27 protein-coding genes and 2 pseudogenes are annotated in these 26980 nt (G+C 70.1%); 7 read left to right on the forward strand and 22 right to left on the reverse strand.

Features of this window, described 5'->3' with window-relative positions:
• Positions 1-310: 310 nt before the first annotated feature.
• The 7 genes and pseudogenes from ACIBSV_RS09585 to ACIBSV_RS09615 all read right to left on the reverse strand — a co-directional run.
• Positions 311-850, reverse strand: a pseudogene (locus tag ACIBSV_RS09585) (ATP-binding protein); the annotation flags it as partial.
• 304 nt (positions 851-1154) lie between these two features.
• Positions 1155-2276 (reverse strand): sulfite oxidase, encoded by a 1122-nt coding sequence (locus ACIBSV_RS09590; protein WP_395861025.1) that lies wholly within the window; start codon positions 2274-2276, stop codon positions 1155-1157.
• Between the two features lie 295 nt (positions 2277-2571).
• Positions 2572-4023, reverse strand: a complete 1452-nt coding sequence (gene argG, locus ACIBSV_RS09595; RefSeq protein WP_395861027.1) for an argininosuccinate synthase — start codon at positions 4021-4023, stop codon at positions 2572-2574.
• A gap of 339 nt (positions 4024-4362) precedes the next feature.
• Positions 4363-5538: a DSD1 family PLP-dependent enzyme gene (locus ACIBSV_RS09600; protein ID WP_395861029.1), complete on the reverse strand. Its 1176-nt coding sequence runs from the start codon at positions 5536-5538 to the stop codon at positions 4363-4365.
• The gene (locus tag ACIBSV_RS09605; RefSeq protein WP_395861031.1) at positions 5535-5789 is read right to left on the reverse strand and encodes a hypothetical protein; all 255 of its coding nucleotides are present in this window, start codon (positions 5787-5789) and stop codon (positions 5535-5537) included. The genes ACIBSV_RS09600 and ACIBSV_RS09605 overlap by 4 nt, the downstream gene beginning before the upstream one ends.
• Positions 5790-5799: 10 nt before the next feature.
• On the reverse strand, positions 5800-6441 hold the full coding sequence (locus ACIBSV_RS09610) for a transcriptional regulator (RefSeq protein WP_395861827.1): 642 nt from the start codon (positions 6439-6441) through the stop codon (positions 5800-5802).
• A gap of 160 nt (positions 6442-6601) precedes the next feature.
• A complete protein-coding gene (locus ACIBSV_RS09615; RefSeq protein WP_395861033.1) occupies positions 6602-8119 on the reverse strand; it encodes an MFS transporter in 1518 nt (505 codons plus the stop codon).
• A 101-nt stretch (positions 8120-8220) separates the two neighbouring features.
• Here ACIBSV_RS09615 and ACIBSV_RS09620 point away from each other — a divergent pair, with 101 nt between their 5' ends.
• Positions 8221-8745 carry a MarR family winged helix-turn-helix transcriptional regulator gene (locus tag ACIBSV_RS09620; protein ID WP_395861035.1) on the forward strand — a complete coding sequence of 175 codons (525 nt, stop codon included), beginning with the start codon at positions 8221-8223 and terminating at the stop codon, positions 8743-8745.
• Positions 8746-8808: 63 nt separating this feature from the next.
• On the opposite strand, the gene ACIBSV_RS09625 is transcribed toward ACIBSV_RS09620, so the two are convergent.
• From ACIBSV_RS09625 to ACIBSV_RS09635, 3 genes are all read right to left on the reverse strand, one after another.
• Complete coding sequence (locus ACIBSV_RS09625) at positions 8809-10233, reverse strand: MFS transporter (protein WP_395861037.1); 1425 nt, start codon at positions 10231-10233, stop codon at positions 8809-8811.
• Positions 10230-10817 (reverse strand): ArsR/SmtB family transcription factor, encoded by a 588-nt coding sequence (locus tag ACIBSV_RS09630; protein ID WP_395861039.1) that lies wholly within the window; start codon positions 10815-10817, stop codon positions 10230-10232. Before ACIBSV_RS09630 ends, ACIBSV_RS09625 begins: the two co-directional genes overlap by 4 nt.
• Before the next feature lie 199 nt (positions 10818-11016).
• Positions 11017-11562, reverse strand: coding sequence for a MarR family winged helix-turn-helix transcriptional regulator (locus ACIBSV_RS09635; protein ID WP_395861041.1), 546 nt, complete (start codon positions 11560-11562; stop codon positions 11017-11019).
• Positions 11563-11645: 83 nt separating this feature from the next.
• Here ACIBSV_RS09635 and ACIBSV_RS09640 point away from each other — a divergent pair, with 83 nt between their 5' ends.
• A complete protein-coding gene (locus tag ACIBSV_RS09640) occupies positions 11646-12680 on the forward strand; it encodes an alpha/beta hydrolase (protein WP_395861043.1) in 1035 nt (344 codons plus the stop codon).
• A 75-nt stretch (positions 12681-12755) separates the two neighbouring features.
• On the opposite strand, the gene ACIBSV_RS09645 is transcribed toward ACIBSV_RS09640, so the two are convergent.
• The 5 genes from ACIBSV_RS09645 to ACIBSV_RS09665 all read right to left on the reverse strand — a co-directional run bounded on the left by ACIBSV_RS09645 (position 12756) and on the right by ACIBSV_RS09665 (position 17539).
• Entirely contained in the window at positions 12756-13361 is a 606-nt protein-coding gene (locus tag ACIBSV_RS09645; protein ID WP_395861044.1) for a 1,4-alpha-glucan branching protein, read from the reverse strand.
• A 642-nt stretch (positions 13362-14003) separates the two neighbouring features.
• On the reverse strand, positions 14004-14654 hold the full coding sequence (locus ACIBSV_RS09650; protein ID WP_395861046.1) for a carbonic anhydrase: 651 nt from the start codon (positions 14652-14654) through the stop codon (positions 14004-14006).
• Between the two features lie 266 nt (positions 14655-14920).
• Entirely contained in the window at positions 14921-15844 is a 924-nt protein-coding gene (locus tag ACIBSV_RS09655; protein WP_395861048.1) for an anti-sigma factor RsbA family regulatory protein, read from the reverse strand.
• Positions 15841-16182 (reverse strand): STAS domain-containing protein, encoded by a 342-nt coding sequence (locus tag ACIBSV_RS09660; RefSeq protein WP_395861050.1) that lies wholly within the window; start codon positions 16180-16182, stop codon positions 15841-15843. Before ACIBSV_RS09660 ends, ACIBSV_RS09655 begins: the two co-directional genes overlap by 4 nt.
• 1042 nt (positions 16183-17224) lie before the next feature.
• Positions 17225-17539, reverse strand: a complete 315-nt coding sequence (locus tag ACIBSV_RS09665) for a chaplin (protein WP_395861052.1) — start codon at positions 17537-17539, stop codon at positions 17225-17227.
• A 358-nt stretch (positions 17540-17897) separates the two neighbouring features.
• Between ACIBSV_RS09665 and ACIBSV_RS09670 the strand changes: the two genes are divergently transcribed.
• Genes ACIBSV_RS09670 through ACIBSV_RS09680 form a run of 3 tightly spaced genes read left to right on the forward strand, consistent with a single transcriptional unit; the run spans position 17898 to position 19189 of the window.
• Complete coding sequence (locus ACIBSV_RS09670; RefSeq protein WP_395861054.1) at positions 17898-18173, forward strand: hypothetical protein; 276 nt, start codon at positions 17898-17900, stop codon at positions 18171-18173.
• 58 nt (positions 18174-18231) lie between these two features.
• Positions 18232-18837, forward strand: coding sequence for a hypothetical protein (locus ACIBSV_RS09675; RefSeq protein WP_395861056.1), 606 nt, complete (start codon positions 18232-18234; stop codon positions 18835-18837).
• A gap of 7 nt (positions 18838-18844) precedes the next feature.
• Complete coding sequence (locus ACIBSV_RS09680; protein ID WP_395861058.1) at positions 18845-19189, forward strand: hypothetical protein; 345 nt, start codon at positions 18845-18847, stop codon at positions 19187-19189.
• A 471-nt stretch (positions 19190-19660) separates the two neighbouring features.
• On the opposite strand, the gene ACIBSV_RS09685 is transcribed toward ACIBSV_RS09680, so the two are convergent.
• On the reverse strand, positions 19661-20488 hold the full coding sequence (locus ACIBSV_RS09685) for a hypothetical protein (RefSeq protein ID WP_395861060.1): 828 nt from the start codon (positions 20486-20488) through the stop codon (positions 19661-19663).
• A 383-nt stretch (positions 20489-20871) separates the two neighbouring features.
• On the opposite strand from ACIBSV_RS09685, the gene ACIBSV_RS09690 reads away from it, so the two are divergent.
• The gene (locus tag ACIBSV_RS09690) at positions 20872-21294 is read left to right on the forward strand and encodes a hypothetical protein (protein WP_395861062.1); all 423 of its coding nucleotides are present in this window, start codon (positions 20872-20874) and stop codon (positions 21292-21294) included.
• Positions 21295-21387: 93 nt separating this feature from the next.
• Here ACIBSV_RS09690 and ACIBSV_RS09695 read toward each other — a convergent pair.
• The 6 genes and pseudogenes from ACIBSV_RS09695 to ACIBSV_RS09720 form a co-directional block, all read right to left on the reverse strand.
• Positions 21388-21801 (reverse strand): annotated as a pseudogene (locus ACIBSV_RS09695) (LysR substrate-binding domain-containing protein); the annotation flags it as partial.
• A gap of 36 nt (positions 21802-21837) precedes the next feature.
• A complete protein-coding gene (locus tag ACIBSV_RS09700; RefSeq protein WP_395861063.1) occupies positions 21838-22119 on the reverse strand; it encodes a hypothetical protein in 282 nt (93 codons plus the stop codon).
• Positions 22120-22676: 557 nt separating this feature from the next.
• Entirely contained in the window at positions 22677-22973 is a 297-nt protein-coding gene (locus ACIBSV_RS09705) for a hypothetical protein (RefSeq protein WP_395861847.1), read from the reverse strand.
• Entirely contained in the window at positions 22897-23196 is a 300-nt protein-coding gene (locus ACIBSV_RS09710) for a hypothetical protein (RefSeq protein WP_395861065.1), read from the reverse strand. The genes ACIBSV_RS09705 and ACIBSV_RS09710 overlap by 77 nt, the downstream gene beginning before the upstream one ends.
• On the reverse strand, positions 23196-24149 hold the full coding sequence (locus tag ACIBSV_RS09715; protein WP_395861067.1) for an ABC transporter permease: 954 nt from the start codon (positions 24147-24149) through the stop codon (positions 23196-23198). Before ACIBSV_RS09715 ends, ACIBSV_RS09710 begins: the two co-directional genes overlap by 1 nt.
• Before the next feature lie 100 nt (positions 24150-24249).
• Positions 24250-25863: an ABC transporter substrate-binding protein gene (locus ACIBSV_RS09720; protein WP_395861069.1), complete on the reverse strand. Its 1614-nt coding sequence runs from the start codon at positions 25861-25863 to the stop codon at positions 24250-24252.
• A 221-nt stretch (positions 25864-26084) separates the two neighbouring features.
• Between ACIBSV_RS09720 and ACIBSV_RS09725 the strand changes: the two genes are divergently transcribed.
• Positions 26085-26828, forward strand: coding sequence for a FadR/GntR family transcriptional regulator (locus ACIBSV_RS09725; protein ID WP_395861071.1), 744 nt, complete (start codon positions 26085-26087; stop codon positions 26826-26828).
• Positions 26829-26980: the final 152 nt, after the last annotated feature.

Below are 26980 nucleotides of genomic sequence, written 5' to 3' on the forward strand. Positions count from 1 at the left end.
GCGGGTCGGACCACGGCGAGGACATCCCATCCGTGGGCACCAGGCGCGGACTCCCGCGCCACAACCGTCGCATCCGTTGCGTCACCGATGGTGCCCAGCCGCGCGCCGACCCGCCGATCGAGCCGGCCCGCCGCCACACCCGCACCGCCGATCGAGACAGTCGCGCTCCTCGGAGGGCGGCCGCCGGGCCCGCTTGGCGTAGCGGGCGAAGGGCCGCTCGGACCCAGGCGGCGCTCGTTCGTGCGGCACGCACCGGTCCCGGGCGCCGTTTCGCCTCAGGGCGGTGGGCGTCGAGGTCGGCCCAGACGGTCTTGCCGGCCCGGTGTGTCCGAACGCCCCAGTCGGTGGTGATGGTGTCGAGGATGTGCAGTCCGAAGCCGCCTTCGTGTTCGGCACCGGTGTCGCGGCGCGTCGGCGTTCGGGGATCGGTGTCGGAGACGGACAACCGTACGCCGCGCCGGGTCCGGCGCAGGGCCAGTCGCACGTCCCCATCGGTGTGCAGTTGCGCGTTCGTCAGCAATTCCGAGGCGACCAGGACGACCGCCGCGACGCGGTCCTTGTCCCAGCCCCAGTCGGTGAGAGTGGTCCGCATCGCTTTCCGGGCTCGACCGCAAGCCCCGGTCTGTCGTGGCACGCGCCATCGGACGAGGGAACGTCGGAGTCGAGGCATGACCTTCCTCACAGGCACGTGGTGGACAGCGGACGATACTCCGGGTCGACTTTCGGCATACGGGCCCGCCGAGACCGGGAGTCCTGCCGCTGCTCTCGTCCGGACGGCCGATGAGCGCGGCATTCGAACGGGAGAGCGCGAACCCTCCCGGAATGAGGTGACCTGCCCGCTCGTACCCATCGGCGATCCTTCCCCGCGGTCGACGCCGTCGTGTCGCACGCCTGCCCGGCGACCCGGCGGCTACGCGTCACCCGATCGAATGGTTCGTCAGGTCGACAACACGGTCCACACGATTGCGGTCGTGTGGATGCGACACCTTGGGCTCGGCAGCCGGGCTCGCCGCGACCGGATCGGCGAGCCCGGCTCCGACGTCGCGGTTCGTCGACGTCATGGTTCGGCCCGGCGGAGTGGACCGCGGACCATGACCGTCACCTGGTGATCCACCGCCGCCGAGCCCACCCGGGGGCCGCGTGTGCTCCTCGGGTCAGGGTGAAACGCACGAGACGGGAATCCGCTGCACCGCGTTGTTCCCGAATCCGCCGCGATTCCAGGACTGGGTGAGCGGCTGGTCGTTACCCAGCGCATCCGTCGCCCGCACACTCAGTACGTGGCAGCCGACCGTGGCCTGCCACCTCGCGCTCCACCCCCGCCAGGCCCACCGATGATGGTCTGCCGGGGCGAGGTCCGCCATTGTCCAGGTGCGCCCGTCATCCGCGCTGACCTCGACCCGGGCAACCGCTCCGAACCCGGACCATGCCCGCCCCTCCAACAGCACCGGGCCTGGCCGTACCACCCGCGCCCTCGACATGAAGTCCGGAAAACCGGGCGGAATCATCAACGCCCGCGGGGCGATCCGCGTCACCGGCTCACCCGGTTCGTCCTGCCTTTGTCGATACCGATAGGCCACCGCCTGTTGGAAGCCCGCGAAAGGCGCGTCGACCAGTGTGATCTCGCGTAGCCATTTCACCTGCGCCATCCCGTACCAGCCCGGCACCACCAGGCGTAGCGGGCAGCCGTGTTGCGGGGGCAGCGGCATTCCGTTCATGTCGTAGGCCACCAGCACTTCCGGCTCCGGATCGCTTCCGGTGCACACCGCCGTGGGCAGACTGCGCCGGTAATCCTGCTCGACGCCGCGCTCCACGCCGTGGTCGACCCCGCGGAAGACCGCCTCGACGGCGTCCGCCTCCACCCCGGCTTCGGCAAGCAGCAGGCGCAGCGGGACCCCGGTCCACTCGGCGGTGCCGACCGCCTCGACCAGCCACGGCTGACTGACCGGTCGGGGCGTCAGCCGTGCCCGGCCGTTGCCGGCACACTCCATCGTCACGCGATGGGTCACGGCCGGGAAGGATCGCAGCGTCCGCATGTCCAGGGTCAGTGGTGTGCGCACCCGACCACCCACCACGAGCCGCCAGTCGTCGACGCGGGCCGCGGGGATGTCGTAGTGGGTGAGCAGGTAGTGCAGTCCGGGTGGGGTCACATCGTGGCGCAGAGCCTCCAGGGGCAGGCCGTGGTTGCGCGCCGCGAGCGCCAGTTCCTCCGGGCTGATCTCCTCGTCAGGACCGGCGATTCGTCCCGGGGAGCTGATGTCGCCCATGCGATGGTTCATTGATTCCATGGTGCGCTTCGGCCCGAGCCCGGGCATCCGCTGCGGAGCCACGCCGGCCCCGGATCGGGGCCGGCTCGCTCGGATGGTTCGCCGGTACAACCGACTGATCGACGAACAACCTCGGCCCGGCCCGGACTGTCAGGGCCGGGCCGGGCCGGGTGTGTGCGTGCCAAGCGATGCCAAGGGCGGTGCGCGCATCGGCCCGGGCGCCGATGCCGGCGGGCGCGTCGGCCGGTGCCGTGAGGCCGCGAGTGCGCGCACCGGCGCCCGGGTGGTGTGCCGACTGTCGTGCCGGTCAGTCGGTGCCCGACTCCATGGCGGCACGGTCGAGCATGAGATCGCCGTCGCTCTCGACCCTGCCGCGGGAGGCGATGACCTCGGCGCCGCCCTGCGGCATCGCACCGATCAGCTCGGTGGAGGTGTCCTGGGCGGCACTGATGAGGGCCGCATGGGTGTGACCGACGATGCCGAGCAGGGCGTACTGCTCCAGTTTGGCGCGGGAGTCGGCGATGTCGAGGTTGCGCATGGTGAGTTGGCCGATCCGGTCCACCGGGCCGAACGCCGAGTCTTCGGTGCGTTCCATGGACAGCTTGTCCGGGTGGTAGCTGAACGTCGGGCCGGAGGTGTCCATGACCGAGTAGTCCTCGCCGCGCCGCAGCCGCAGCGTCACTTCACCGGTGACCGCCGTACCCACCCAGCGCTGCAGGGACTCCCGGATCATCAGCGCCTGGGGGTCGAGCCAGCGGCCTTCGTACATGAGGCGACCGAGGCGCCGGCCTTCGTTGTGGTACTGCGCGAGGGTGTCCTCGTTGTGGATCGCGTTGACCAGGCGCTCGTACGCGGCGTGCAGCAGCGCCATGCCCGGGGCCTCGTAGATGCCGCGGCTCTTGGCCTCGATGATCCGGTTCTCGATCTGGTCGGACATGCCCATGCCGTGGCGTCCGCCGATGGTGTTCGCCTCCATCACCAGGTCGACCGGGGTGGCGAACTCCTTGCCGTTGATCGCCACCGGGCGGCCTTGGGCGAAGGTGATCGTCACGTCCTCGGTCGTGATCTCGACCTCGGGGTCCCAGAACCGCACGCCCATGATCGGGTCGACGGTCTCGACGCCGGTGTCGAGGCGTTCCAGGGTCTTGGCCTCGTGGGTGGCGCCCCAGATGTTGGCGTCGGTGGAGTAGGCCTTCTCGGTGCTGTCGCGGTAGGGGAGGTCGTGGGCGAGCAGCCACTCCGACATCTCCTTGCGTCCGCCGAGTTCGGAGACGAAGTCCGCGTCGAGCCATGGCTTGTAGATGCGCAGGTTCGGGTTGGTGAGCAGACCGTAACGGTAGAACCGCTCGATGTCGTTGCCCTTGAACGTCGAGCCGTCGCCCCAGATCTGCACGTCGTCGGCGAGCATCGCCCGGACCAGCAGGGTTCCGGTGACGGCGCGGCCGAGCGGCGTCGTGTTGAAGTAGGCCCGCCCGCCCGAGCGGATGTGGAACGCGCCGCAGGCGAGTGCGGCCAAGCCCTCCTCGACCAGCGCCGCACGGCAGTCGACCAGGCGCGCGATCTCGGCGCCGTACGCCGACGCGCGGCTGGGCACCGAGGCGATGTCCGGCTCGTCGTACTGGCCGATGTCAGCGGTGTAGGTGCACGGGACGGCCCCCTTGTCGCGCATCCACGCGACCGCGACGGAGGTGTCGAGCCCACCGGAGAAGGCGATGCCGACACGTTCGCCGATGGGCAGAGAGGTAAGAACCTTGGACATGGAAAGAGTATGCTGCACTCCGCATGAATATGCAACGAGGGGAGTGGGGAACCGGAACTTATGGCTCAGGTCGCCGACTTGAGCTCTCGGAGACGGCCCGGCGTGCCCGGCCCGCCTCGCGCCCTCGTGACGGATCAACCGCCGGCGGGGCGTCGTCATCGAGCACTCGGCGCGGCACGCGACGACGCTCGGACGAAGCCGGCGACGCGGGCGCGCGCTCCGGGCGGGAGTTCGGTTCCGTCGTGCGGGTGTGTATGGCGAGGGGTCGACATCCCTGCGGATACTGCCGCGTCGGGTGGAGGCGGATGAGGAACGGCGGCTCCTTCGTCGCCCGGTTGGTCACCAGCCGGAGACGCGTTCCCAGAAGGTCTGAATCGTCGGTGCCGTGTTCGTGGTCAGTGCGCCGTCGACGACGTGATAGCCGCGGTGTTGGGCGGCGGTGGCGCAGGCGTGGTTGGGCAGGATGCGCAGTCGGGTGCCGACGGGCAGGTCGGGCAGGTGGGCGCCGTCGCGGGCGGTGAGGGTGCCGTGTTCCTGGCTTGCGGCCGTCATGAGCAGGCCCGATATGAGGTTGCCGTCCAGGTCGGTTACCAGGCCGTAGCCCTGGTCCTGCGACTGGGCGGCGGTGCCTCGGTCGCGGGACATGGCCATCCAGCCGCCGTCGGTGACGATCCACCCGTATTCGCGGCGGTGGCCGATGACGGTGACGACGACCGACAGGGCGAGATCCTCGATCCGGCAGATGCCGATGCCGGCCATCACCAGGTCGAAGAAGACGTAGTTCCCCGCGCGCAGTTCGGTGACTCCGTCGAGGTTCTCGGCCGCGTGGGCCGTGGGGGTGGAGCCGACACTGACGGTGGCCACGGGCATTCCGGCCGCGCGCAGCCGCTCGGCCGCGGCGACGGCGGTGTCGCGTTCGTTCTTCGCCGCCAGGCGCCGTTCCTCGGCGGTGTAGGCGAAGTAGGACTCACCCGCGTGGGCCAGTACGCCGTCCAGACATCCCGCGTCGTGCAGGACGCGGCCGATCTCGGTGAGCGCGGGGGCGTCGGGCTCGACGCCGCCTCGGTGGCCGTCGCAGTCGATCTCGATCTGAGTGGGGATGGGAACGCCGGCCCGGCGAGAGGCTTCGGCGACGAATGCCGCCTGCTCGACACTGTCCAGCAGGATCCGCAGAGTGACACCGCGGCGCAGCAGCGCGAGGACGCGCGTGAGTTTGTGGGGGTCGATCCCGACGGCGTAGGTGATGTCGATGTAACCGCCGTCGGCGAACGCCTCGGCCTCGGCCAGGGTGGAGACGGTGACCGGACAGGGCGTGTCGTGCGTGAGGCCGGCGACGTCGAGGCTCTTGGCCGTCTTCACGTGGGGGCGTAGGGCGACCCCGAGCCGGTCGGCCCGGGCCGCCAGTCGTTCGATGTTGCGCCGGGCCTTGTGGACGTCGACGACGGCGAACGGGGTGTCGGGGTCGGCCAGCGTCCGGGTGGCCTCGGGGCCGGTGGCGCTTGCGGGGGTGCTCACAGGGAGATGTCCGTCTTCTTCAGGAGGGCCAGGCCCGGATACAGGTCCTGCACTCCGATTCCGGAGCTGTCGAAGGCCGTGATGTCGTTGTCGTCGATGCGTCCCGTGGCGTGGCAGGTGAGGACCTCGCCGAGCGGGGTGAGGACCGTCCGCGCGGGGGAGTGCCGGCTTTCGCCCAGGCGGCGCGCGGTCGGTGGCCGGCCGGAGGCGGATGCGGGAACGGGGCGAGTGGTCGAGCCGGCGGCGGTCACGAGGCGCCCTTCACTTGGTGTAGTTGTAGACGGTCGCCCGGGACACGCCGAGCAGGTCCGCGATGGTCTGCGCGGCATCGCGCGAGTCGAAGTGGCCCTCCTGGTGCAGTTGCCGCACGAGGGCCCTCTTGCTCTCCCTGCTCAGCGACCGAGGGGCCGCCGCGCGCTCCGCGGCCAGTTCCTCCACCGCCCGGCGCAGCTCGTGGGCGTTGCGGTCCCGGAGGGATTCCAGGGACTGGTCGCGGTGCTCGGTGTCGGTGGCCACGAGGTTCGACAGCGCGAGGGTCACCGGCGACAGCACCGACACGTCCAGGTTCAGGCAGAGGGCGGCGACGTACTCGCCGGTGGCGTTCCTGATCCCGATGGACGTGCTCTTGACCGGGCGGCCGTCGGGGAATTGATTGGGGTAGTTCTGGATGACACTGGGGTAGCTCGGGTCCTCGATCCGGGCCAGGCCCAGCTCTGTGACCGAATCCCCGACCTTGCGGCCGGAAAGGTTGTTCTCGATCGCCCGGATCGCATGCCGCGGATTCCGCAGATCGTGCAGAACCACTTCGCACAGTCCCGGAAACATCCGGCCCAGCGCGACAGCGATCCTTTCGACCTCACGGATGAGATGCTCGTCCGCCTCGGTGGGGGCCGCGGCGACCATGTCCGTGCGCTCGCCCGTCTCCGGACCGTCGATGGGTTCCATGAGGTCCTCCCAGCTTAATTGTATTTATTGTCTACTATTGGACAGCAAGTCTAAGTAGCTCGCTCGGTGGTTGTCCAGCGGGCCGTCGGTCCGCGAGGCGACCCGAGGGCGGGGGCTCTTACGTGGTGAGTTGCTGCTTGGTGTCGGAGTCGCAGGTGGTGGCCTCGGGGGTGACGCCGTGCTGCTCCTCCTCGGGGCGGCCCTTCCTGGGGAGGAGGAAGGTGATGGCGAAAAAGGCCGCCAGCAGGCACGCCTGGACGATCAGCGCGCGATGGAAGCCGCCGGTGAAGTCACCGGTCTCGGCCTGGGCGAAGAACACCGATCCGAAGATCGCGACGCCGATGGAACCGCCGACCGCTTGGACCGCCGACAGGACGCCGGAGGCGGAACCGATCTCGTCGTCGTCGACCGCGGCCAGGATGAAGCTGAACAGGGCGGCGATCACCATGCCGGCGCCGATGCCCGCCACCGCCACACCGGGAGCGATGTCCCAGATCGAGAACGAGGCGGTGTCGAGGCCGTCGAGTTCGAACCACAACACGGTGGTTCCGAGCAACTGGACCAGTGGACCGATCTGCAGCACCCTGCGCCCGATCCGGTCCGCGAGGAAGGCGCCGCTGACGGCTCCCCCGATCGCGGTGCCCACCGCGAGCGGCAGGTTGCCGAGTCCCGCGTCACCGGCGGTGAAGTGCCGGCCGATCTGGAGGTAGAGGGTCAGCACGAGTTGCGTGCCGATCAGCCCGCCGAAGAACAAGGCGATGCCGCCGAGCCCGACGGTGAAGGCGGACTTGCGCAGCAGGCCTGCCCTCACCAACGGCTCACGACCTGCGGCGGCCGTACGGCGCTGCTGCACGGCGAACAGGGCGAACCCGATCACCGAGGCGGACATGCACAGCCATGTCCACAGTGGCCAGTCGTCCTCCTGTCCCTGGTTCAGCGGCAGCACCAGGAGGGCGCAGGAGGCTGCCACCAGGACCGCGCCGACCGTGTCGATCCGCACCGCGCGGTCGCCCGCCTTCCTGGGCACGAACTTCGCGGCGATGATCAACGCCGCGAGGCCGACGGGCAGGTTGATCAGGAACACCGAGCGCCAGCCCAGGCCGAAGAAGTCGCCCTCGATGAGGAAGCCGCCCAGGACCGGGCCGATGATGCCGCCCAGGCCGAGGACGGGACCGAAGATCGCGAAGACCTTGGTGAGTTCCGGGCCGGAGAAGTTCTCCCGCAGCAGGCCCAGGCCCTGCGGAAGCAGCATCGCCCCGGCGGTGCCCTGCAGCAGACGGAAGACGATCAACGACTCGATGGTCGGCGCGATCGCGCACAGCAGCGAGCATGCGGTGAAGGCCGCCAGGCCGATCAGGAACATCCGGCGCCGCCCGTAACGGTCGCCGAGCCGGCCACCCAGAACGAGACCGGCGCCCAGGGTCAGAGCGTAGCCGCCGATCACCCACTGCAGTCCGACGGAACCGGCGCCGAGAGACTCCTCCAGCGCGGGTCCGGCGACGTTGACGATCGAGGCGTCCAGGAGATCCATGATCTCCGCGGCGATCATCACCACCAGGATCAGCCACCGCCAACGGTAGGGCGCGGTGGTCTCCTCGGGGGCAAGAGGCGGATTGCGCACGCGTAATACCTCCATGGTGAAGTAATTCCATCATGAAGGTAAAGTGGCGACGGTAGGTTGTCAAAGCGGGCCGCCGGCGTGGACCGCACGGCAGGAGAGAAAGGTGGAGGGGTTCCATGGAGGAAGCGACCCGCGACGGTGTCGCGGCGCAGCGTGAGCGGCTGATGGAATCGCTGAGGATCTACGGCGGCCACTACGCCGAGCTCAGCCGGCGCTTCGCCGCCTGGCTGAGCCTGCACTCCACGGACGCGACCGCGGTACTGGAGATCGCCGCTGCCGAAGAGCGCGGCACCCCCCTGTCACCGGCACGGCTGAGCGAGCGGATCTCCCTGTCCACGGGGGCGACCACCGCACTCCTGAACCGTCTCGAAGCGGCCGGGCACATCACCCGCTTCCGCGAACACTCCGACCGGCGCATCATCACCCTGCGCAGCGGCGGGCACATCCAGGAACGGGCGGACGAGTTCTTCGGCCCGCTCGCCCGCCGCCTCGACACCGCGATGTCGCACTACCCGCCGCAACTCCTGGAACAGATCGAGTCGTTCATGACCGACCTCAACTCCACCATGGACACCCACCTCGCGGAACAGGGCACGGCGACCCCGCGTTCCCCCGACAGCCCCGGTGACCGGACTCCCTAGCCGGGGCGGTGTGGACACGGCGTCGTTCGGACCTCTGAGCCTGGCGGGAGCCGGCGGCGGTGCTCATTTCCTCGTGCTGTCGTCATCGTCATCGGGCCCGGCGGCGTTCGGGTCGCGCGGTGGTCGCAGGCTGCCGGCGGCCGGGGTGGAGGTGCCGAAGCCGGACCGGCCGAGCACGTCGAGGTTGCGGTGCTCGATCGGGGATCGCAGGTCGGGGGGTCGGCCATGGTGCGGGCCGCGATCGCGGCGCCGGGTGGTGTGGGCGGCAGACGGGACGGACGGGTTGCGTGGGCGAAGGGTGGTGAGGGCGAGGAGTCCGGTGAGGAGGTACAGGCCGGCTTGGGCGTCGAGCAACGCGAGGGTGCCGTAGCGGTCGGCGAGGGTGCCCGCGATCAGGACGCCGACCAACTGCGCGGCGCCGGCCGAGGCGTTCCCGGCGGCGAGAACGCGGCCGATGTGGGTCGGCGGCGTATGGGTCTGAGTGATTGTGAGCAGGCCGGCCGAGGCCGCCACGCCGGGGACTCCCGCGGCGACGAACAGCCCGGCGTACAGGCCGATCGCGGTGCTCACGGTGGGCGCGGTCCAGGTGGTCAGGGAGATGAGGCCGAACGCGATGAGGCCGGAGCCGACGAGGATGTGCGGGCGCATCCGACCGCCGAGTGCGCCGAGTACGAGGCCGCCCAGTACGCCGCCGATCGCCTGGACACCGCGCAGCAGACCCACGTCGGTGCCGTCGCCGTGCAGGTGGTCCAGGACGAAGACGACGAACAGCACCATGAAGATGCCCTGGGCGAGTTGTCCGAGCGCGGCGATCGCGATCGCGGCGGGCAGCGGGCGGTTTCGTCGGACCACCCGGAGCCCGTCGAGCCATTCGCCGAGCATTCCCGGGCGTGCGACGGGGGGAAGCTCGGGACGGCCGCGGCCGCGGATGCCGGCCGTGAGCGCGGCGGCGAGCACGAACGTCACCGCGTCGACGGTGACCACTCCGGGCAGGCCCAGGAGTTGGATCGCCACACCGCCCAGGGGCGCGCCGACCAGCCGGGCGAGGTTGTCGCTGACGGCATTCAGCGAGTTGGCGGCGGCGACGCGGTCCCGGCCGACGAGCATCGGGACCAGGGCGGCCTTGGCCGGCGTGCCCAGTCCGGCCAGGCACGATTGCGCTGCGGCGACCGCGTACACGATCCACAGCCGGTCGGCGCCGCCGGCCGCGAGCAGGGGCAGGAGCAGGAGCGCCTGGAGCAGTCCCAGCCGGACCAGGAGCCGCCGTCGGTCCCAACGGTCGACCAGGACGCCGGCGAACGGGGCGACAAGCAGGGCCGGGAGCAATTCGGCGAGGAAGACCGTGGAGGTCGCGGTCGCCGAACCGGTTTGCGTGTACACGTGCACCGGCAGGCTCGCCAACAACATCCAGTCGCCGAGATCGCCGATCAGACCGCCGCTCCACAGCAGCGCGAAGTCCCTTTCGCGCAGCGGCGATCGGGCGCTCACGTCGGTGGTTCCGAGGTGCGCAGCGCGGTCAGGCCCAGATGAACGACCCGGGCGTCCTCGGGCGCGTCCTCTCGGGTGGGCGCGATGTAGGGGCGGAGCAGGGCGTCGATCGCCGCGGTGAGTTCGGCCAGTTCGGCCGCGGTGACGCGCAGACCGTAGCCGGCCATGGTCTCCGCGTCCCGCCAGTGCGGCGGGAGTTCCTCGTGCCGGTCGACGGCCGCGTGGGCGAGTGCCGCGTCGTTGTCGATCCGTACGTGGGCGACCTCCCGTCGGGCCAGCGCGACCACCGGATCGGCGTCGGCGTCGGTCGGTGGATCGTAGATCAATCCGGTCACGGTCGCCCGCCACAGCCGTTCGCGGGCGTCTCCCGCGCTTGCCTCGACCCGCTCGACCAGACCGTATCTGGCGAGTTCCCGGAGGTGGTAGCTGCAGTTGGAGGGGGTCGCCTCGACCACGCTCGCGCACTGGGTCGCGGTCTGCGGGCCGAAGGTCATCAGGTGGGTCAGCAGGCGTTGCCGGACCGGGCCGGCCAGTGCCCGAAGGGTGTCCGCGTCCCCGATCCGTCTGCGTGCTTCCGGTGCCATCGTGGCTCCCGCCGAATTTATGAAGGATTCCCTTGATAGTTGTCGACGCATCGGGAGATGTCAACGGAAGCCGGAAGGCGGAAGCATCGGGAACGAGGACGTGCCACGGCCGTCCTGCGACCCCATGGCCGGGTGACGAGCAGTGACCGACGGGACGCGGAAGCCGCCGGAAAGCAGCTTGTCGAGTCCGCGGGTGTGTTCAGTCGAGAGTCGGCATCAGCGGTGGGCCGCCCGACTCCGCCATCAAGGTGATCTTTCGCAGCAGTGCCACGAGTTGCTCCCGTTCCGCTTCGCTCAGCGGAGCCAGTAGCGCGTTCTCGGTCGCCATCTGATCGCCGATCGTGGACGACCACGCCTCGTGTCCCTTGTCGGTCAGCGTCACGAGCAGGCTCCGGCGGTCTTCCGGGGTGTGCTCCCGGGTCACGTAGCCGGACTTTGCCAGGCGGTCCAGCCGGCTCGTGAGTGTCGCCGGATGGATGTCCAGACCTTCGGCGAGCCGTGTCGGCGTCATCCGGTACGGCTCGCCGGCGGAGCGCAGCCGCCAGAGGATCTCGTATTCCCACATCTTCAACTCGCGTTGGGTGAGCCCGGCTTCCTTTCGACGCTGGAGATGGCGCACCAGCATCTGCATCCGGGTGACGACGCCCTCGACCATCGGGTCCAGATCGGGCACCTCGTGCTTCCAGTGAGCGATGTGCCGGTCGACCGAGTCGGCGGAGGGGACCTGGCCGTGCGTCGTGTCCATGGCGCCAGCATAAGGCAAGTACTACCGATTCATATAATTTGAAATCGTAGTAACGTCGAAGCCCCCGCCCCGAGGAGGTTCCGATGACCCCATGGCCCACCCCGCTCACAGGCCGCATCGACGAGCACGTCATCGACAGCGTCCTGTTGCGCGGCAATCCCCTGGGAGACGCCACACAGAGGCCGTTGTGGGTCTACACCCCACCCGGCTACGACGCCGATGCCGGGCGCCGCTACCCCGTCACCTATCTGCTGCTCGGCTACGCCGGCACCCTCCCGGTATGGCGCAACCACACCCCCTACCGCCGGCCGGTGCCCGAACTCATCGACGGGATCTTCGCCCGCGGCGAGGCACCGCCGATGATTCTGGTGTTCGTCGACGCCTGGACCACCTACGGCGGCAGCCAGTACATCGACTCGCCGGGGACCGGCCGCTACCACTCGTATCTGTGCGAGGAGATCGTGCCGTGGGTCGATGCCCACTACCGGTCGCTCGCCGACCGCGATCACCGGGCGCTGGCAGGGAAGTCGAGCGGCGGGCTCGGCGCGATGATCACATCGATGCTCCGGCCCGACCTGTTCGGCGCGTTCGCGACACACTCGGGCGATTCGTTGTCGGAGGCCCAGTACATCCCTCATTTCCTCATGGCGGCACGCCAGTTGAGAACGTACGACGGCGACATCCTCCGCTGGTGGGACGACTTCCGCGCGCGAGTGGCCTTCACCAAGGACGAGGACCTGAGGCTGCTCGAACTGCTCGGCGTCTCGGCCTGCTTCTCGCCCGCTCCGGACGGCACGCCACAGTTGCCCTTCGACCCGCGCACAGGCGCACTCCGGCCGGAGATCTGGCAGCGCTGGCTGGACTGGGACCCGGTGAGGATGGCGCCACTGCACGGCGAGGCACTGCGATCCCAGCGGGCGATCTGGATCGACGCGGGCACCCGCGACGAATGGTTCCTCGACTTGGGGGCACAGGCGTTCCGCGATGCCCTCGCCGAGGCCGGAGTGGATGGGGACGTCATACGCTTCGAGTTGTTCGACGCGGGACACCACGCCGTGGAGTACCGGATGCCGCCCGCACTCGCATGGCTCTCCCATCGGATCGCCCACCCGCGATAAAGGCTCAGGGAGCGCGCACATCCCCGTCCCCGTAGGCGCTGTTCGCCGACCGGGTCGGGGCGCGCTCGAACCGCGTCATCGGTCGGACCCGGGGCGAAGCGCGTCGCTCGGCACAACGGTCGCGACGACGCCTCGTGCGGCCGTTCCGTTCGGCCGGGTCCATCCGGCGACCAGGTGTCCGGACGAGCTCCGCGTGGCCTCGACGGGGCGCGGGACGCGGTCGACCCGAACGTCGAACCCGTCGTCCGGGCCGGTTCCGTGCACGGTGACGGTCGGATCGGGGGTGTCACTGTCGCTCTGGTGCTGCGCCGTCGCCTCGCCGCGCAGGAGCGCGCGCAACTGCGCCGTCACCACGGGGTCGTGGAAGCCGTCGTAGATCCACCGCGTGCCGAGCACCCCGTGCTCGGCAATCCCGATCAGCGCCTCGTCGGGGACGCCTTCCAGGGCCGCGCCGCGGTAGCCCATCGGCACCGCGTACGCCACCGGATCCTGCGCGGTCGTGTCCACCACGATCATGAACTCGATCCCGACCGCGCCCTGCGGATCGTCCAGACGGAACCCACCGGCATTGACCAGTTCCGGCGTTCGTCCGTCGCCCACGTACCAGCTCTGCCTCGGCAGCCAGGCGGTGAGCAGATCCAGCTTGCCGGGCGTCATGGTGGTGTGGTGGATCGAGGCCATGCGAACTCCCTCACGCGTGGGTCCGAGCCCGTCCTTCGACGGGAGATGATCGAACCTATAGGAACCTCTATCCGACGCGTGGTTGTCGAGCGCGAGCAGACGGATCCGGGGTTCCGGATCCTGAGCGAAGCGGAGTCGACCCGGTTCGCCGGGGCGACTGATCGTCGGATTTTCGGGCAGGACAGCGATGTTGGTGTGGGCTGTGCCCGGCGCATCCGAGGTGGAATCCGGACAGCCCACGACGCCCCAGCGAGATCCTGGAGTGTGAGCGATGGACAGCCCGGCACGCCGGACACCACCGGAACGCCGAACGTCGGCGGCTCAACGCCGGCAGGACCAAGCGGAACGACGCCGGAGGCGGGCGGTATTCCTACGCGAACTGGCCGAAGCCCGTGCGCTGCGGGCACGTGTGCGACGTCGACGCACACGCAACGAGCGCCTGCGGCAGATGATGCGGGCCCGCACCTTCCGCTATTGACGCCTGCCCTCCGTCGAGCGCACGCCGGGCCGCCCACGCTCCGCGGGCGGTCGACCGTATGTCCCAGTCCACACGCCCCCTGTCTTGGACCGCACGGGACGGCATGCCGGCTGCGTTCTCGCCGACCCGCGGGTATCGGTATCGCCGTACGTGTGGGGTGCCGTTCAGGCGTCCGGGCTCGGGACCGTCGTTTCGGCGGACAGGCCGTGGGCCGTGACGAGTCGGGCGCTGCCGTCGGCCAGTCGGTAGGACAGGCCCACCACGGCCGTCTGCCCGGCGGCGACGCGCTCGGCGAGCACCCGGGAGCGATCCATGAGGAGGTCGACGCTGTGCCGTATGTGCTCGGCGATGATGTCGTCGTCACGGGTGAGCCCGGCCGCGCGGGCGGCCAGGATGCTGGGGGTGACGCGTTCGATGACGTCGCGTACGTACCCGGTGGCGGCGACACCGTCGGTCACGGCGGCACGGGCGGCCGCGACGGCGCCGCACGAGTCGTGTCCGAGGACCACGACCAGCGGGCAGTCCAGGACGCTCACACCGTATTCGATGCTGCCCAGGACCTCCGGGCCCGCCACGTGGCCCGCGGTGCGTACGACGAACAGGTCACCCAGGCCCCGGTCGAAGATGATCTCGGCGGCCAGGCGCGAGTCGGAACAGCCGAAGAGCACCGCGAACGGTCGCTGGCCGGGTGCGGTCTGCGCACGGCGCGCGGCGTCCTGGTTCGGATGCTGCGGAGTGCCGTCCACGAAGCGCCGGTTGCCGGCCAGCAGCAGCTCGACGGCTTCGGACGGGGTCAAAGCGGCGACGTCGATCATGGAGACAGGCTACGACGAGCCGGCCCGTCGGTGTGCTGGTGTCCGCCATGAGGACAGTGAGGGACGGCGGCCGCGCTCCGCTCGAGACGTGCATCCTTCCCGAAGCGGCTGCGCTGCCGCTCCCGAGCCCGGCCGCTCGGACGCTTTGCAAGCCCCGGAACTGCCGGAGCTGCCGGAGCTGCCGGACCTGCCACCGGACGCTCGGCTGCTCATTATTGGAGCAACCGGCGCGGTCGGCGCCAAGGTCCAGCGCCTCCCTGCCGTGATTACCCGGAGATGTCAACCCGCAGGCGTGTGGTGGTTCCGGTCTCGGTCGAGCGGATCTGGAACAGGTCGCAGATCTGGTTGGCGATCCACAGTCCGCGTCCGCCGTCCTGGTCGGCGGTGGGGCGATGCCGCCCCGCGAGTGGGTCGAGGACGTGGCCCTTGTCCTGGACGTCGCAGATCACGAACGTGTCCTGCCGCCACAGGGTGAGGCTGCCGCCGCCCCCTCCGTGCACGATGCTGTTGCCCGCGATCTCGCCGATCGCCAACAGCGCCTGGTTGACCAGCGGACGGGGGACATCCGACAGTTCCCGGCGGACCAGCGTTCGGACGGCGGCGAGTTCACCGGAACGGAACGCGAGCCTTTGCGCGTGGTCGGGCGCCGGGGGCAGGGCGGGACCGAGCAGGGTGGCGGCGTAGTGATCGGGCCCGGGGTGGGGGTGGTCGATGCGGGACGCGCCGTCCAGGACCTGCGGGTGGGAGTGACGAACCGCCTCGATGGTGTCCGGTTCGAGCGTGGTGGTGTCGTAGGGGCAAAGGAGTTGCCAGGGCACGCCGTCGAAGGCGAGGTTGAGGAGGGTCTCGTGGTGGCGGCATTCGACGAGTTCGGCTTCGTCGCGGCCGGCCCAGATCGGCTCGCCGATTCCGCGGAAGGTCCGAGTCCCCTGTTCCCGGGTCCACTGTTGCCAGGTCGGGATGATGCGCGCCGGGTTGCGGCCGACGCGTTCCATGTCGATCCAGGTGACCTGATTCGCGTCGCCGGCCAGTTCTTCGCGCAAGGCGCCCGCTCGGGGGTGGATCACCGCGACCGCGACCGCCTCGTCCGCGGCCAACCCCTCGCGTACGAATCCCGCCGTGCGCTCGACGAAGTCGTCCAAACCCGCGTAGAGCAGGGCGTCATGACGGAATTCTGTGACCGCGTTCATCCGGTCGTCACCCTCTCCAATGCCAGACCGGGCAGGTGTCCCCACCCCGCGAGCTCCACCAGGTCGCACAACTCCTCCGAGGCGCGGTGCAGGACCAGCCGCCGCCCCTCTTCCAGGGCGCGGGCGGTCTCTACGAGGGTGCGGACGCCGGCGATGTCGATGAACCCCAATGCCGACACGTCGACCAGGACGTCCCCCGGCTCGGCGCCCCGTTGCGCTTCCAGCGCGGACCGCACGTGCGCGCAGTTGTCGAGATCGATCTCCCCCAGGAGTCGAACTCCGGGCTGCGGCGAGCTCCGTTCGACACGAAGCACACCGTCGTCGTAGTCAACACCCACGTCTGTGTCCCTCGCTCGCCGGACGCTTGGGCGGAGCGTACCCGGGATCGGAGGATGTCGACGGCGTGGGGCCGGAAATGCAACCGAACGGGTCGACGCTGTCGTGACGATCCCACGCAGCCTCGCGTCTCGGGCCTGTGAGTGGAGACGTTCCACGAACGCGGGGCGGGGATCCCCGGGGGCGGGAGCGCGGGCCGGCCATTTCGCACGGAACCGGACTGCTTTCGTCCAAGGGAATGGCTCGGCAAACGGCGCCACTCGGGGCCTGTGCCCGGCGGGGTCGGGCACAAGAACGGGTCGGATGACCGTCGTCACCCGGGGCGACTCGGCGGCTCGGCGAGGACTTCCGAGCGCTCGGGTGTTCGGGCACGCGGGTACTCGGGCGCTCGGGCACTCGCTCGCGAGCGGGTCGGGAGGCCGGGGTCGGCTCGACCGTTTCGCGGCGGGGTCAGCGGAGGCGGAGGCGGGGGTGGCGTGCGTCCTGTTCCACGGTCATGTGCGCGAACGAGTCGCCGGCGCCCTGGTGGCGTGCACGGACCCCGTGGCGTTCGCGGAGGGGTGCAACCGCGGTTGTCGGCGTCGACGCGGCCGGCGGCGCTCTCGTTCCGGGGCTTCTCGGCAGGTTTCTCGTGCGCGGTCATGGCGGTGTACGGCCAACACCGTCTCCGAGATTCCGCCGGTGTGGACGGGCACTCCAGGCTCAGCCGCTACGTCGGTGTTTCCTGGCAGACGACCGACGGCGGTACTTCGGCCACGTTGCGTGCCCAGGGCGTGGCGACTCGGGCCATGGCCCGCGCCGTGCCCGGGGAATTGCTCGTCCGGATGGATGGATGGGTGGTTCGGATTCGAGGTTGTCCGCGTCGGGTCGGGTCCTCGGCTCGCGGACGCGTTCGGTCCCGGAACTCCGGCCCTCGCGGGATGCAGGCGCGAGGGCCGGAGGTGCCACGCGATTCGGTCCGTGGAGGAGTCGGCCGAATCGGCGTGTGTCATCGGTCGGGACCGAGGTGTGCCCGGCCGCTGTTCGGCGACCCGGTACTTGGGGTCAGCCCTGGTGTCCGCCGTGCTGGGGTGCCTGGTGGTGGTCACTCTGCTTGTGGCCGCCGTCGTGCTCGACGTCGTCGACGTTCAGGCAGGTGTTGCCGATGGCCGGGTTGAGCACGCCGACGATGTTGACGGTGTTGCCGCACAGGTTGACCGGCACGTGCACCGGGACCTGGATGTTGTTGCCGGAGGCCACGCCCGGGGAACCGACCGCGGCGCCGTCCGCCTCGGCCTCGGCGTGGGCTGCCCCCGCGCCCGCCATCACGACCGCGGCAGTGCCGGCCATCAGGACAGTGATCTTCCTGAACGAACTCACGAACTCTCCCTTATCCACAGGGACACCGGCCGATCCCGGTGCGCCCTCTCCCGACTCAACGACCCGGACCGGCGCAGGCAGCGCGCATGCCGGAAATTCACCCGAACGCCACACATCGGCCGGGCCACCCGGACAACATCCGGGCGAAGCCGCTTTCCCGCGGGCCGACTTCGCTCTCCCGAACCGCACCCGTGCGGCGTGGTGCACTTCATCGCCGTACGGGTGCGGTCGGCCGGGCTGATCCCAACCCATCCGTGGCTCATGACACGTCCGCCAACGGCACCCCATCTCCCGGGGTCGTGTCGGCGTGGTGTCGTAGCGTGTTGTGCCCACTGCTTCCGGACATCGAGGATGTGGCATGGGACTGACCGATCCCGATCCGTTTCCCACCGACCCCGACGAGTGGTTGCGGCGCGAGACCGCGCTCCAGCGGTTGCGCGATCACGGCGTCGCACGGATCCATGGCTGTGGGTCCGGGCCCGTTTCGGTCGAGACGCTGGAACTGTTCGCCGCGCATCTCGACCTCCCGCCCCCGGAACGCGAGGCCATCGAACGTCGGTCGCTGGGAGGCGATTTCGACTCCACGTCGGCGTCCCTCCGGCGCCCCGGGCCGTCGGAAGCCGCCAACCGGTGAACCGCGGCGCGGGATCCCGGCTCCGGGTGGCGGGGCCGGGTGCGGGGTACGGGCGGGGATGCCCGCAATCGTGCTCCCCGTCGATGTCGCCCTCGCCACCCGTGTCGACCGGGTCCCCACCGACTCCGGCTGGGCCCACGAGGCCAAGATGGACGGATGGCGGGCAACCCTGCGCACCGGCCCACGACCGCGCGTGTTCGGTCGGCACGGCACCGATCTCACCGAGCCTTTCGCCGACGTCGCCGACGCGGCGCGGTCGCTGGACACCGCGGTGCTCGACGGCGAGCTCGTCGCGGTCCTGGACGACGGGAGCGTTGCGTTCGGCCGCCTGCACACACGCAGCGCGAAAGGGCTCCGGCGCGGCGCGGACTATCAAGTCGTCCTGGTGGCCTTCGACGTGCTCTCGATCGACGACGTCGACCTTCGCCGGCGGCCCTATCGGGAACGACGCGAACAACTGCTGGACCTGCTGGAGAACGCGCCCCGGCCCACGCCGATCCAGCCGGTACCCATGACCACCGACCCGACCGAGGCCCTCGCCTGGGTCGGGGCGTTCGGCGGAGGCATCGAAGGGGTCGTCTCGAAACCGCTCGAAAGCCCCTACGCGGCCGGGCGCACGGCCTCCGGGTGGGTCGAGTGGCGCGCCTCCCACGCGACGCGATGACCGTCGAATGCACCCATTCGAACGTATTCTCCGCCGCGCCCTCGGCTCGGCTCCGGCGGCGATCATCGAGATCGCCGTCCACCTGTGGGGTAACCCCGCGTCGCAGACCAAGGCCACCGAGTCGGCCCTGCAAGCCGTCGACAACCTGCGACCGATCGTCGCCCGGAACCCCACCTACCGAACGAAGTTGGCCGTCTGGCTCGTGTCGCCCGCCGCCGCGTTCGTGGCCGAAACCAACCGGAAGCCGAGCGCGATCCCGCTGGTGCGCGAGGCGATCGGCCCGTACGTCGACCTGGCCCGGACCGACCCCACCACGTACGGCCCGAAGTCGGCCGAAGCCGACAACGCCTGACCGAACCCGGACGCTGACACCCGGCCCGGGAGGCCACCACCATCCGGAAGGGGGTGGCCTCCCCTGCGTCGACATCGATGTTCGTGGAACACCTCGGCACGACATCTACGGCCCGTTCCTCGCAGCGAACCCGGAGACGTCCCCGAGCCGGCTCGGCGGTCGTACCCCCGGACCCACCGCGCGAAGGCGCCCAAGACGGTTGTCTTCACGGCGGCGCGGATCCAGCGGCGCGCACGGGCCGGTTCCCGCGCCGTTTCATCTCGGCCGCCAATCGCGACCGGAACCGAGGGGCTCCTCGCGGGCATGGAGCGGCGGGTCCGAGGGCGAGGCCGCAGCCGACGCACGCGCCGCCGAACCCGCCCGCCGGCGGGGCGCATCGACGGGGCGAAGCAAGGTACTCATTCACCGACCGCGTCCCTGGGGTCGGAGCCGTCACCGCCCGATCGGTGCCGTGGGGTGCCTGGTTCGGGGTCAGCCGGTGGTGGGGGTTTCCCCGGTGAGTGCGGGGAGGTTGACGACGGTGTCGGGGGCCGGGGGCGTGACGGTGACGGGTTTGTTGTGTTCGTTCCAGTCGATGGTGCCGCCGTTGGCGGGGTTCTTGTTCTCCAATTTGATGGGGAAGGTCTCGCCCTTGGCGGGGACGTAGAGCAGTGTTTCGCCTTCTTGGGGGTCGGTCTCGCCGAACACGATGGCGCGGGTGCCGGCGATGTCGGTGTCGGGGCGGCGTTGGACGGTGGGTCCCCAGTCGGCGACGGCCTTGTTGATGTCGCCGAGTTCGGCGGCGGCGCTGATGCCCTTGAAGCGGGGGTCCTCGACCTTGAGTTTGACGTGCTTGTCCTGGATCAGGGCGATGGCGGTGGGGTCGGTGACCTTCGCGGCCTTGGTCCAGTAGTCGGCGCCGGCCTTGAGGTACATATCCGGGCCGATGCGCATGATCTGCGCGGTCTGGCCTGCTTCGATCAGGGTGCCGGTGTAGTTGCGGGTGGTGTTGTCCACGCGCAGGTCGAAGGAGGTCTCGCCGTTGGGACCGCGCAGGGCGCCGACCGTGTGCACGGTCTTGACCTGTGCGGCGGCTGTCTGGACCTTGGTGCGCAGCGTTGCGTCGTCGAGTTTGGTGTTGTCCCGGCCCGAGTCGGGGGCGGAGGTGGCTGCGTCGCCCGGGGGCGGGAAAGCGGTGTCGCCCGCGGGGGTTCGGCGGTCGTCGTCCTTGTCGTTGTCGCCGCATCCGGCCAGGAGCAGCAGGGCCGCGAGGGCGCCGGTGGTCACCGTGGTGGCGCGGTACTTCGTGTGGATGGTCATCTTCGCCCCGAATCGATCGTTGCCGGTCGCAAGTGGACTGTTCCTGCCCCGAGTTCGATCAGACATTCCCCTTGTGTGTGGCACCGTGACGCACCTACCCGAGCACATTCGGGTCTGCGGTGTGATCGCGGAATCAGGCCCCGGTATCCCGCACCCGGCCTCCACACGACGTCGAGCGGGTGGCCGCGCGCGCGGGCTTCGCACACTGTCCACGGACCGGGTCACGCGCCGTCCCACGCCGTCGGCAGTCGCTTCGTCGGTGGATTCCGCCCGCGGTAGGTGCCTGTCGATCGCGTACAACTCCCGTAGTGGGTGTGGCTTTTGGTGCCCCGGGCAGATGTTCGGCCGACCTGCGTCACAGGATCGATCGCGGAGGTGGGGACGTGAACGAGTACGCCCGAGGGGTACCGGAGTCGCCGATGGAGTGGGGGCTGCTGGGGGTGGTTCTCGCCGTGTTCGGTGGGGCTTTTCTGATTCGCGCCCTGTGGCGCAAGAGGAACGGGCAGCCGGTCAGTACCCGGGAGGACGAGGATTCGAATCGGCCCACCGAGGGCCCCAGTGGGAGCGCGTGGAAGTGGTGGCTCGGTGCGGGAGTCGCCGCTTACGTGGTGACGGTGATCGTCCGGTCGGTGATGGGCGGGAGCGGCGTCGAGGTGTGGCTGTTCCCGGCGCTCATCTTTCCCGCCTGTAGCGTGCTTCTGCCGGCCAGAACCGCGCTCAACGCCTGGAGCGCGCGCAAGGGCGACGAGTTCCGGGCGCGCCGACGGCACGGCAAGGGCGAGGACACCGCACCCGCCGGGCGCTGAAGCCGCCCACGGCGAAGCCACCCACGGCCCGCCCGCAGGGATGATCCCGACCCTCGACGTCTCTCCCGCGGCGTTCGCCGGAGGCCGCGGACGTCAATGTCGTGGTGAATTCGACCTGCTGGCACGGAACATGGCGTGGGTGGGTTCCGTGACGAGGGCGCGGACTTCGGCCACCATGGTGGCGATCAGTTCTTCGGGACCGCGGTCGGTCCAGACGACGGCCAGTTCGACGGGCTCGGCGTCGGAAATGGGGACCCAGCGGATGTTCATGGCCGGGACCGAGTGGGCGAGCGGTTCCGGGGCCGGCCAGATGCCGCGGCCGGGGGCGACCATCCGGAGGCACTCCTCGATCTGGGCGACCCTGGGGCTGCGCGGCGCCGGTGTGCCGTCGGGTCGCGGGTCGACGATCCGGTGGCGTTCGGCCTCCGGGGAGGTGAACATGTCGGGGCACACGACGGGTTCGTCGGCGAGGTCGGCGAGAGTGACCCGATCGCGTTCGGCGAGGCGATAATCGGCAGGCGGCGCGACGGCGTTCGCCGCTCTCTACAGCCTCGTCCTCACCAAAGCCGACGCCGGCACCCTCTGGCACGGCGTCGCCGTCGACTCCGTCGGCACCCCCCACTCGCCGCCGCCGACCTCGCCGCGGGCGGCATCGGCCGCGCCGAACCCTGGCCGCTCGAACAGGCCGCCGAAACCCTCGGCCTCCCGTTCGCCCGAGCCCTTGCGTTCGACCAGTTCGCCCAAGCCCTTGCGCTCGACCAGACCGTCTCCGGCGACCGCGCCGTCCGCCTGCTCGGCCGGCGGGCCGCGGAGGTACGCGGCCACAAGCCGAGCCCTCCGATGACCGAATCATCGCGTGTTCGCCATGGCGGCGGGTGGCCGGTCGGTTGCCCTCGCGCGCCCATGACGTCGACTGGCTTGTGCGCCTCCTCGTGCAGCCGGATCGCCCGTGCGCCCGGCGCCCGTGCGCCCGTGGGACCGGCCGGAGCGGTTATAGTGGAGGTTGGGGACGGTTTCGTCCACGCTCGGGTGCCGTGGGGCCGGTTCCTTGACGGCTAGGTGTATGGCCCACGGAGGTTGGTGACGGGTCGTACGGCGGGGCGATCGTGGCGGTGAACGAAGACGTGGGCTCGTCGGAGGAAGTGGCGATCCGTGGAGTCGCGTGAGGCGGTACGTGTCCCGGCGGCGGTGTCGAGCGGCACACATGGGATGCACCGACGCCTTGCCGTTCTCGGCGTACGTACGGATCCTCCGGGTGCGTACGGATCCTGCGGGTGCGTACGGATCTTGCGGTTCGCTGACATCACCGGCTTCCGGCACTACCGGGGGGAGGGCTTGTTCCAACCGCGCAGCATTTCCCCCAGCCGCCGTGCTTCAGGGTGTCAGTGGGCGCTGTAGAGCCTGGCCAGTTCATCGAACGCGGTCTTTGGTTCCCAGCCGTCGTCGACGACCTTGACCACGCCGAAGCTCGCCATGTCCAAGTCGTAGCGAGGATCGAGAGAGTGGGGCTTCGGCGCCATGAACTCGAACACGTAGGCGCCATAAACGCCTTCCGCTGCGAACACTCCCAGTTGTTGTGACAGGTAGTCCGCCTGCACCTGCTCATTGCGGGTGAACGTGCCTGACAGCGCGGGAGGATCCGCCGCCCAGTCGATGATGCCGTAACCGGCCGGGCCCATCTCGGCAGCGCCATCGAAGGCACAGCAGCCGAACTCGGTTATCCTGCGCCGGGGTGCCGGTGGCGAGCGGGTCGTGCGGGGCGATCCACGGTGCGAGCAGTGCCACCAGGCACAGCAGGACGAGCGCGATCGAGCAGATACGCGCGGGCAGCGGCAGGCGGCGCAGCCGGCGTAGGCGGATCCCGGGGCCGGTGAGTCGGGCGACCAGCTCCTGACGCATCATCAGGCCTCCCTGGTACGAGGGTTGGCGAACAGACAGGCGAGGTCGACGGTCAGGTTGACCAGGACGAAGACGACGGCGATCACGAGCACGGTGCCCTGCACCACGGCCACGTCGCCGGAGGTGACGCCGTTGAGGATGAGCGTGCCCAGGCCGGGGAGGCCGAAGATGGTCTCGATCACGACGGCGCCGCCCAACGCGTAGCCGGCGCGCAGTCCGAGCACGGTCAGCGGGGTGACCAAGGCGTTGCGCAGGACGTTGCGGCCGACGATCACCAGCGGGGGAAGGCCGTTGCCGGCGGCGGTGCGTACGTAGTCGCGATCGAGTTCCTCGACCATCGAGGTGCGCACGATCCGGGTCAGCGACGCGCCGACCGGGATCGCGATCGCGACGGCGGGCAGGAACAGGCTCTGGAACCAGGCCCCGACGCCGTCGACGGGGTTGACGTAGCCGCCGGTGGGAAACCAGCCGAGCCGCAGCGCGAACTGTTGGATGAGCAGGATACCGAGCCAGAACGAGGGTGTGGCCACGCCGGCCATGGACAACACCCGGATCACCTGGTCGGGCCAACGGTCGCGGTACAGCGCCGCGACCACACCCAGGAGCAGCGCGCCCACCGACGCGAACAACATGCCCAGGAAGGTCAATTGCAGGGTCAGCGGCAGCGCGGTGAAGATCGCGTCGGCGACCGGCTTGCTCGGCGGCGAGGTTACGCCCAGGTCGCCGTGCAGGAGATCGCCGAGGAAGGCGAAGTAGCGGACCACGAGTGGGTCGTCGAGCCCGTGCTCGGCGGCGTACGCGGCGCGTGCCGCGTCGGAGGAGCCCTCGCCCAGCGCGTTGTACGCGGGGTCGGTGGGCGAGAACCGCAGGACCACGAAGACGAACAGCGTGATCCCCAGGAGCAGGGGTGGAAGGGTGAGCAGCCGTCTGCCGGCCAGGCGCAGGATCGTGGTCATGGGGCTCTCGATGGGCTGGGAGGGTGGCCGCCCGTTCGGGCGGCCACGGTCGGCTCGGGGAGGCGGCACGGCATCGCGGGGCCGCGACGCGGACCGGGCGCTACGCGGGGGCGCTGTCCAGGAAGGACAGGCCGGTCGTGGGCAGCGGCCGGAATCCGGTCAGGGCCTTGTCGTTCCAGGCGGTGGCGAGTTTGCGGTGGAAGACCGGGTAGAGCGGGACCTGCACGGATGCCAGGTCGATCGCCTGCCCCCACAGTTCCTTGCGCTTGACCGTGTCGGACTCCGCGGCGGCGGCGTCCAGGAGTGTCCTGGCCTGCCGGCCCTCGGGGGTCTGGGACCACATGTGGCGTTTGTCGGCCCACAGGCCCACGTACCACCAGCGCATCAGCAGGTCGACGTCGTTGCCGAATACCGAGGGGTCGCCGGGCGCGGCCATGACCTGGTACTCGCCGTTGTCGATCTTGTTCTTGTACTGACCGCCGGACTGGCCGATGTCGAGTGTGGTGCGCACGCCGATTCCGTCCCAGCTCTCCTTGATCAGCGGCGCGACGTCCTTGACCCACGCGGTGTCGGTGAGCACGAGCGTGACGTCGAGTCCGCTCACGCCCGCCTCGGCGAGCAACCTCTTGGCCCGGTCCGGGTCGTAGCCGTAGACGCCGGCCGCGCGCCGGTAGTCGGGATGGCTCTCCTGGAGGAAGCTGCTCGCGGGGGTGGCGTTGCCGAGCAGCCCGGTGGCGATCATCTTGTCCTTGTCCAGCCCCCAATGCAGGGCCTGGCGCACCCGCACGTCGTCGAACGGCTTGCGGCGGAGGTTGAACATCAGGAACAGCAGCCCGAAGCTCTGCACCGAGTCGGCTCGGTGGGCCTTCTTGACCTGGGCGTAGTTGATGTACGGAACGTCCTCGATCACCCGCACCCGGTTCGAGTCGAGGGCGGTCACCCGAGCCGAGGCGTCGGCGAGCAGCAGCCAGTTCATCCCGGCGGCTCGCGCGGGTTTGGGTCCGTTGTACGCGGTGTGCTCGGCGAAGACGATCCGGTCGTCCTTGGTGGCCGAGACCATGCGGTACGGGCCCGATCCCACCGGCAGCGCGTCGAAGCGCTGCCGGTCGGCGAGCACGGCGGCCCTGGGCACGATCTTGACGACCGATATGCGCTCGCCGAACAGGGCGAACGCGAAGGAGAGCCGGAACTCGACGGTGTTCGCGTCGACCGCCCGCACCTCCCGAAGGAACGGCAGGAACTGACTGATCAGCGAGTTGTTCGCCGGGTCCAGGATCCGGGTGAAGCTGAACACGACGTCGTCGGCGGTCACCGGGGAGCCGTCGTGGAAGGTCGCTCCCTGACGCAGCGTGACCTGCCAGGTGGTCGCGTCGATCTGGCGCGGCATCGCGGCGGCCAGCGCGGCGTAGGGGCTGCGGGTGACCGGGTCGAGGTCGACCAGGCCCTCGAAGACGTGCAGGTTGGCGGCTACCGGCAGCGCGCCGGAGGCGGTCATCGGGTCGAAGCCGGTGCTCAGGGTGTACGAGAGCCCGGCGTCGATGGTCCCCTTGCCGCTTCCCTTGCCGCCGCCCTTGTCGGCGTTGCCGGTGTTGGTCGACGCGGGGCCGCACGCGGCGAGGGTGCCGGCCAGGGCGGTCGCGGCTCCCAGGGCTCCGGAGAGCCTGAGGAACTGCCGGCGGTCCAGGGCCCGGGCGGGTGAGCGGGACTCGGCCACGACGCCTCCTGTTCGTGTCTGATGTGCCGGGTTTCTCCGTCGGTTCGCGAGAAACGCGGGAACAACCGTAGGACAATGGGACAGCCGACGTGGGATGAGGGACGTCCTACGTCTAGGCTGGGGGTGACAGTAGGAGGTCATCCGCGACGCGGTCAAGGGTTCGTCCCGATCACTCGCGGTGACGGCGCCGGGCGGCACGCGGCCGTCTGGCGGTGGATACGGTGACTTCCGCAACGGCGGACCCGGCGATGGGGGACACGATGACGGTGCGCGGCAAGCGCAAGAACGGCGTACAGGAGCAGATCAAGGAACTCATCCTGGAGCGCGGGCTGGGCGCGGGGGACTCCATGCCCACCGAGACCGAGCTGATGGAACTTCTGGGGATCAGCCGAAACTCCGTGCGCGAGGCGCTCAAGGCCCTCCAGGCGGTCGGCATCGTGGAGATCCGGCACGGCTTCGGCACCTACGTCGGACGCATGTCGCTCGGCGCCCTCGTCGACGAGTTGTCCTTCCACGGCCGCCTGGCGCCGACGGGAGACAGCCGCAGCATCACCGAGCTGATCGAGGTGCGCCAGGCCCTCGAGTCCGGTCTGATCGGACAGGTCGTCGAGATCGCCGACGCCGGCGACCTCGCGGACCTGCGCGCGGTCGCCGAACGCATGGCCCGGGAGGCGGAGGCGGGCGAGGTCTCCCCCCTGACGGACCGGCAGTTCCACGAGACGCTGTACCGACCGCTCGGCAACGACCTGATGCTGCGTCTGCTCGCCGCGTTCTGGGACGCCTACGACCGGCTCGCCGCCGACCTGCCGCCGATCGGCGAGTCGGCGTCCGACGTCGCGGCCCAGCACCGCGAGGTGTACGAGGCGGTCGCGTCTCGCGACGCCGAGCGAGCGCGCCGGGCGGTCACGGTGCACTTCACCGGCATCCGCAACCGCGCACCCGGTGGAGGCCCCACGATCCCGTGACGCGTGGCCCGCGGACCTCCTCGCGTCCGACGAGGGCCGCGACGGGACCGCCGCGCCCGCGCGGCTCGCTCCCCCTCCCGCGAGAAGCGTTTCGGGACCCTGACGTCCCCGTACGTCGAGGATATTCGCGGCATCGGCCGCTACGACGTGGC

The organism is Embleya sp. NPDC050154, assembly GCF_044460165.1.
GTDB lineage: Bacteria > Actinomycetota > Actinomycetes > Streptomycetales > Streptomycetaceae > Embleya.

Bases quoted from the DNA above. Each gene is read 5' to 3' on its own strand.
- ACIBSV_RS09705 (WP_395861847.1), bottom strand. From the start codon at position 22,973: ATGGGCCCGGCCGGTTACGGCATCATCGACTGGGCGGCGGATCCTCCC.
- ACIBSV_RS09650 (WP_395861046.1), bottom strand. From the start codon at position 14,654: ATGATCGACGTCGCCGCTTTGACCCCGTCCGAAGCCGTCGAGCTGCTG.
- ACIBSV_RS09670 (WP_395861054.1), top strand. From the start codon at position 17,898: ATGGGACTGACCGATCCCGATCCGTTTCCCACCGACCCCGACGAGTGG.
- ACIBSV_RS09615 (WP_395861033.1), bottom strand. From the start codon at position 8,119: ATGGAGGTATTACGCGTGCGCAATCCGCCTCTTGCCCCCGAGGAGACC.
- ACIBSV_RS09620 (WP_395861035.1), top strand. From the start codon at position 8,221: ATGGAGGAAGCGACCCGCGACGGTGTCGCGGCGCAGCGTGAGCGGCTG.
- ACIBSV_RS09680 (WP_395861058.1), top strand. From the start codon at position 18,845: ATGCACCCATTCGAACGTATTCTCCGCCGCGCCCTCGGCTCGGCTCCG.
- ACIBSV_RS09610 (WP_395861827.1), bottom strand. From the start codon at position 6,441: ATGGTCGCCGCGGCCCCCACCGAGGCGGACGAGCATCTCATCCGTGAG.
- ACIBSV_RS09590 (WP_395861025.1), bottom strand. From the start codon at position 2,276: ATGAACCATCGCATGGGCGACATCAGCTCCCCGGGACGAATCGCCGGT.
- ACIBSV_RS09645 (WP_395861044.1), bottom strand. From the start codon at position 13,361: ATGGCCTCGATCCACCACACCACCATGACGCCCGGCAAGCTGGATCTG.
- ACIBSV_RS09675 (WP_395861056.1), top strand. From the start codon at position 18,232: ATGCCCGCAATCGTGCTCCCCGTCGATGTCGCCCTCGCCACCCGTGTC.
- ACIBSV_RS09685 (WP_395861060.1), bottom strand. From the start codon at position 20,488: ATGACCATCCACACGAAGTACCGCGCCACCACGGTGACCACCGGCGCC.
- ACIBSV_RS09715 (WP_395861067.1), bottom strand. From the start codon at position 24,149: ATGACCACGATCCTGCGCCTGGCCGGCAGACGGCTGCTCACCCTTCCA.
- ACIBSV_RS09710 (WP_395861065.1), bottom strand. From the start codon at position 23,196: ATGATGCGTCAGGAGCTGGTCGCCCGACTCACCGGCCCCGGGATCCGC.
- ACIBSV_RS09640 (WP_395861043.1), top strand. From the start codon at position 11,646: ATGACCCCATGGCCCACCCCGCTCACAGGCCGCATCGACGAGCACGTC.
- ACIBSV_RS09655 (WP_395861048.1), bottom strand. From the start codon at position 15,844: ATGAACGCGGTCACAGAATTCCGTCATGACGCCCTGCTCTACGCGGGT.
- argG (WP_395861027.1), bottom strand. From the start codon at position 4,023: ATGTCCAAGGTTCTTACCTCTCTGCCCATCGGCGAACGTGTCGGCATC.
- ACIBSV_RS09630 (WP_395861039.1), bottom strand. From the start codon at position 10,817: ATGGCACCGGAAGCACGCAGACGGATCGGGGACGCGGACACCCTTCGG.
- ACIBSV_RS09635 (WP_395861041.1), bottom strand. From the start codon at position 11,562: ATGGACACGACGCACGGCCAGGTCCCCTCCGCCGACTCGGTCGACCGG.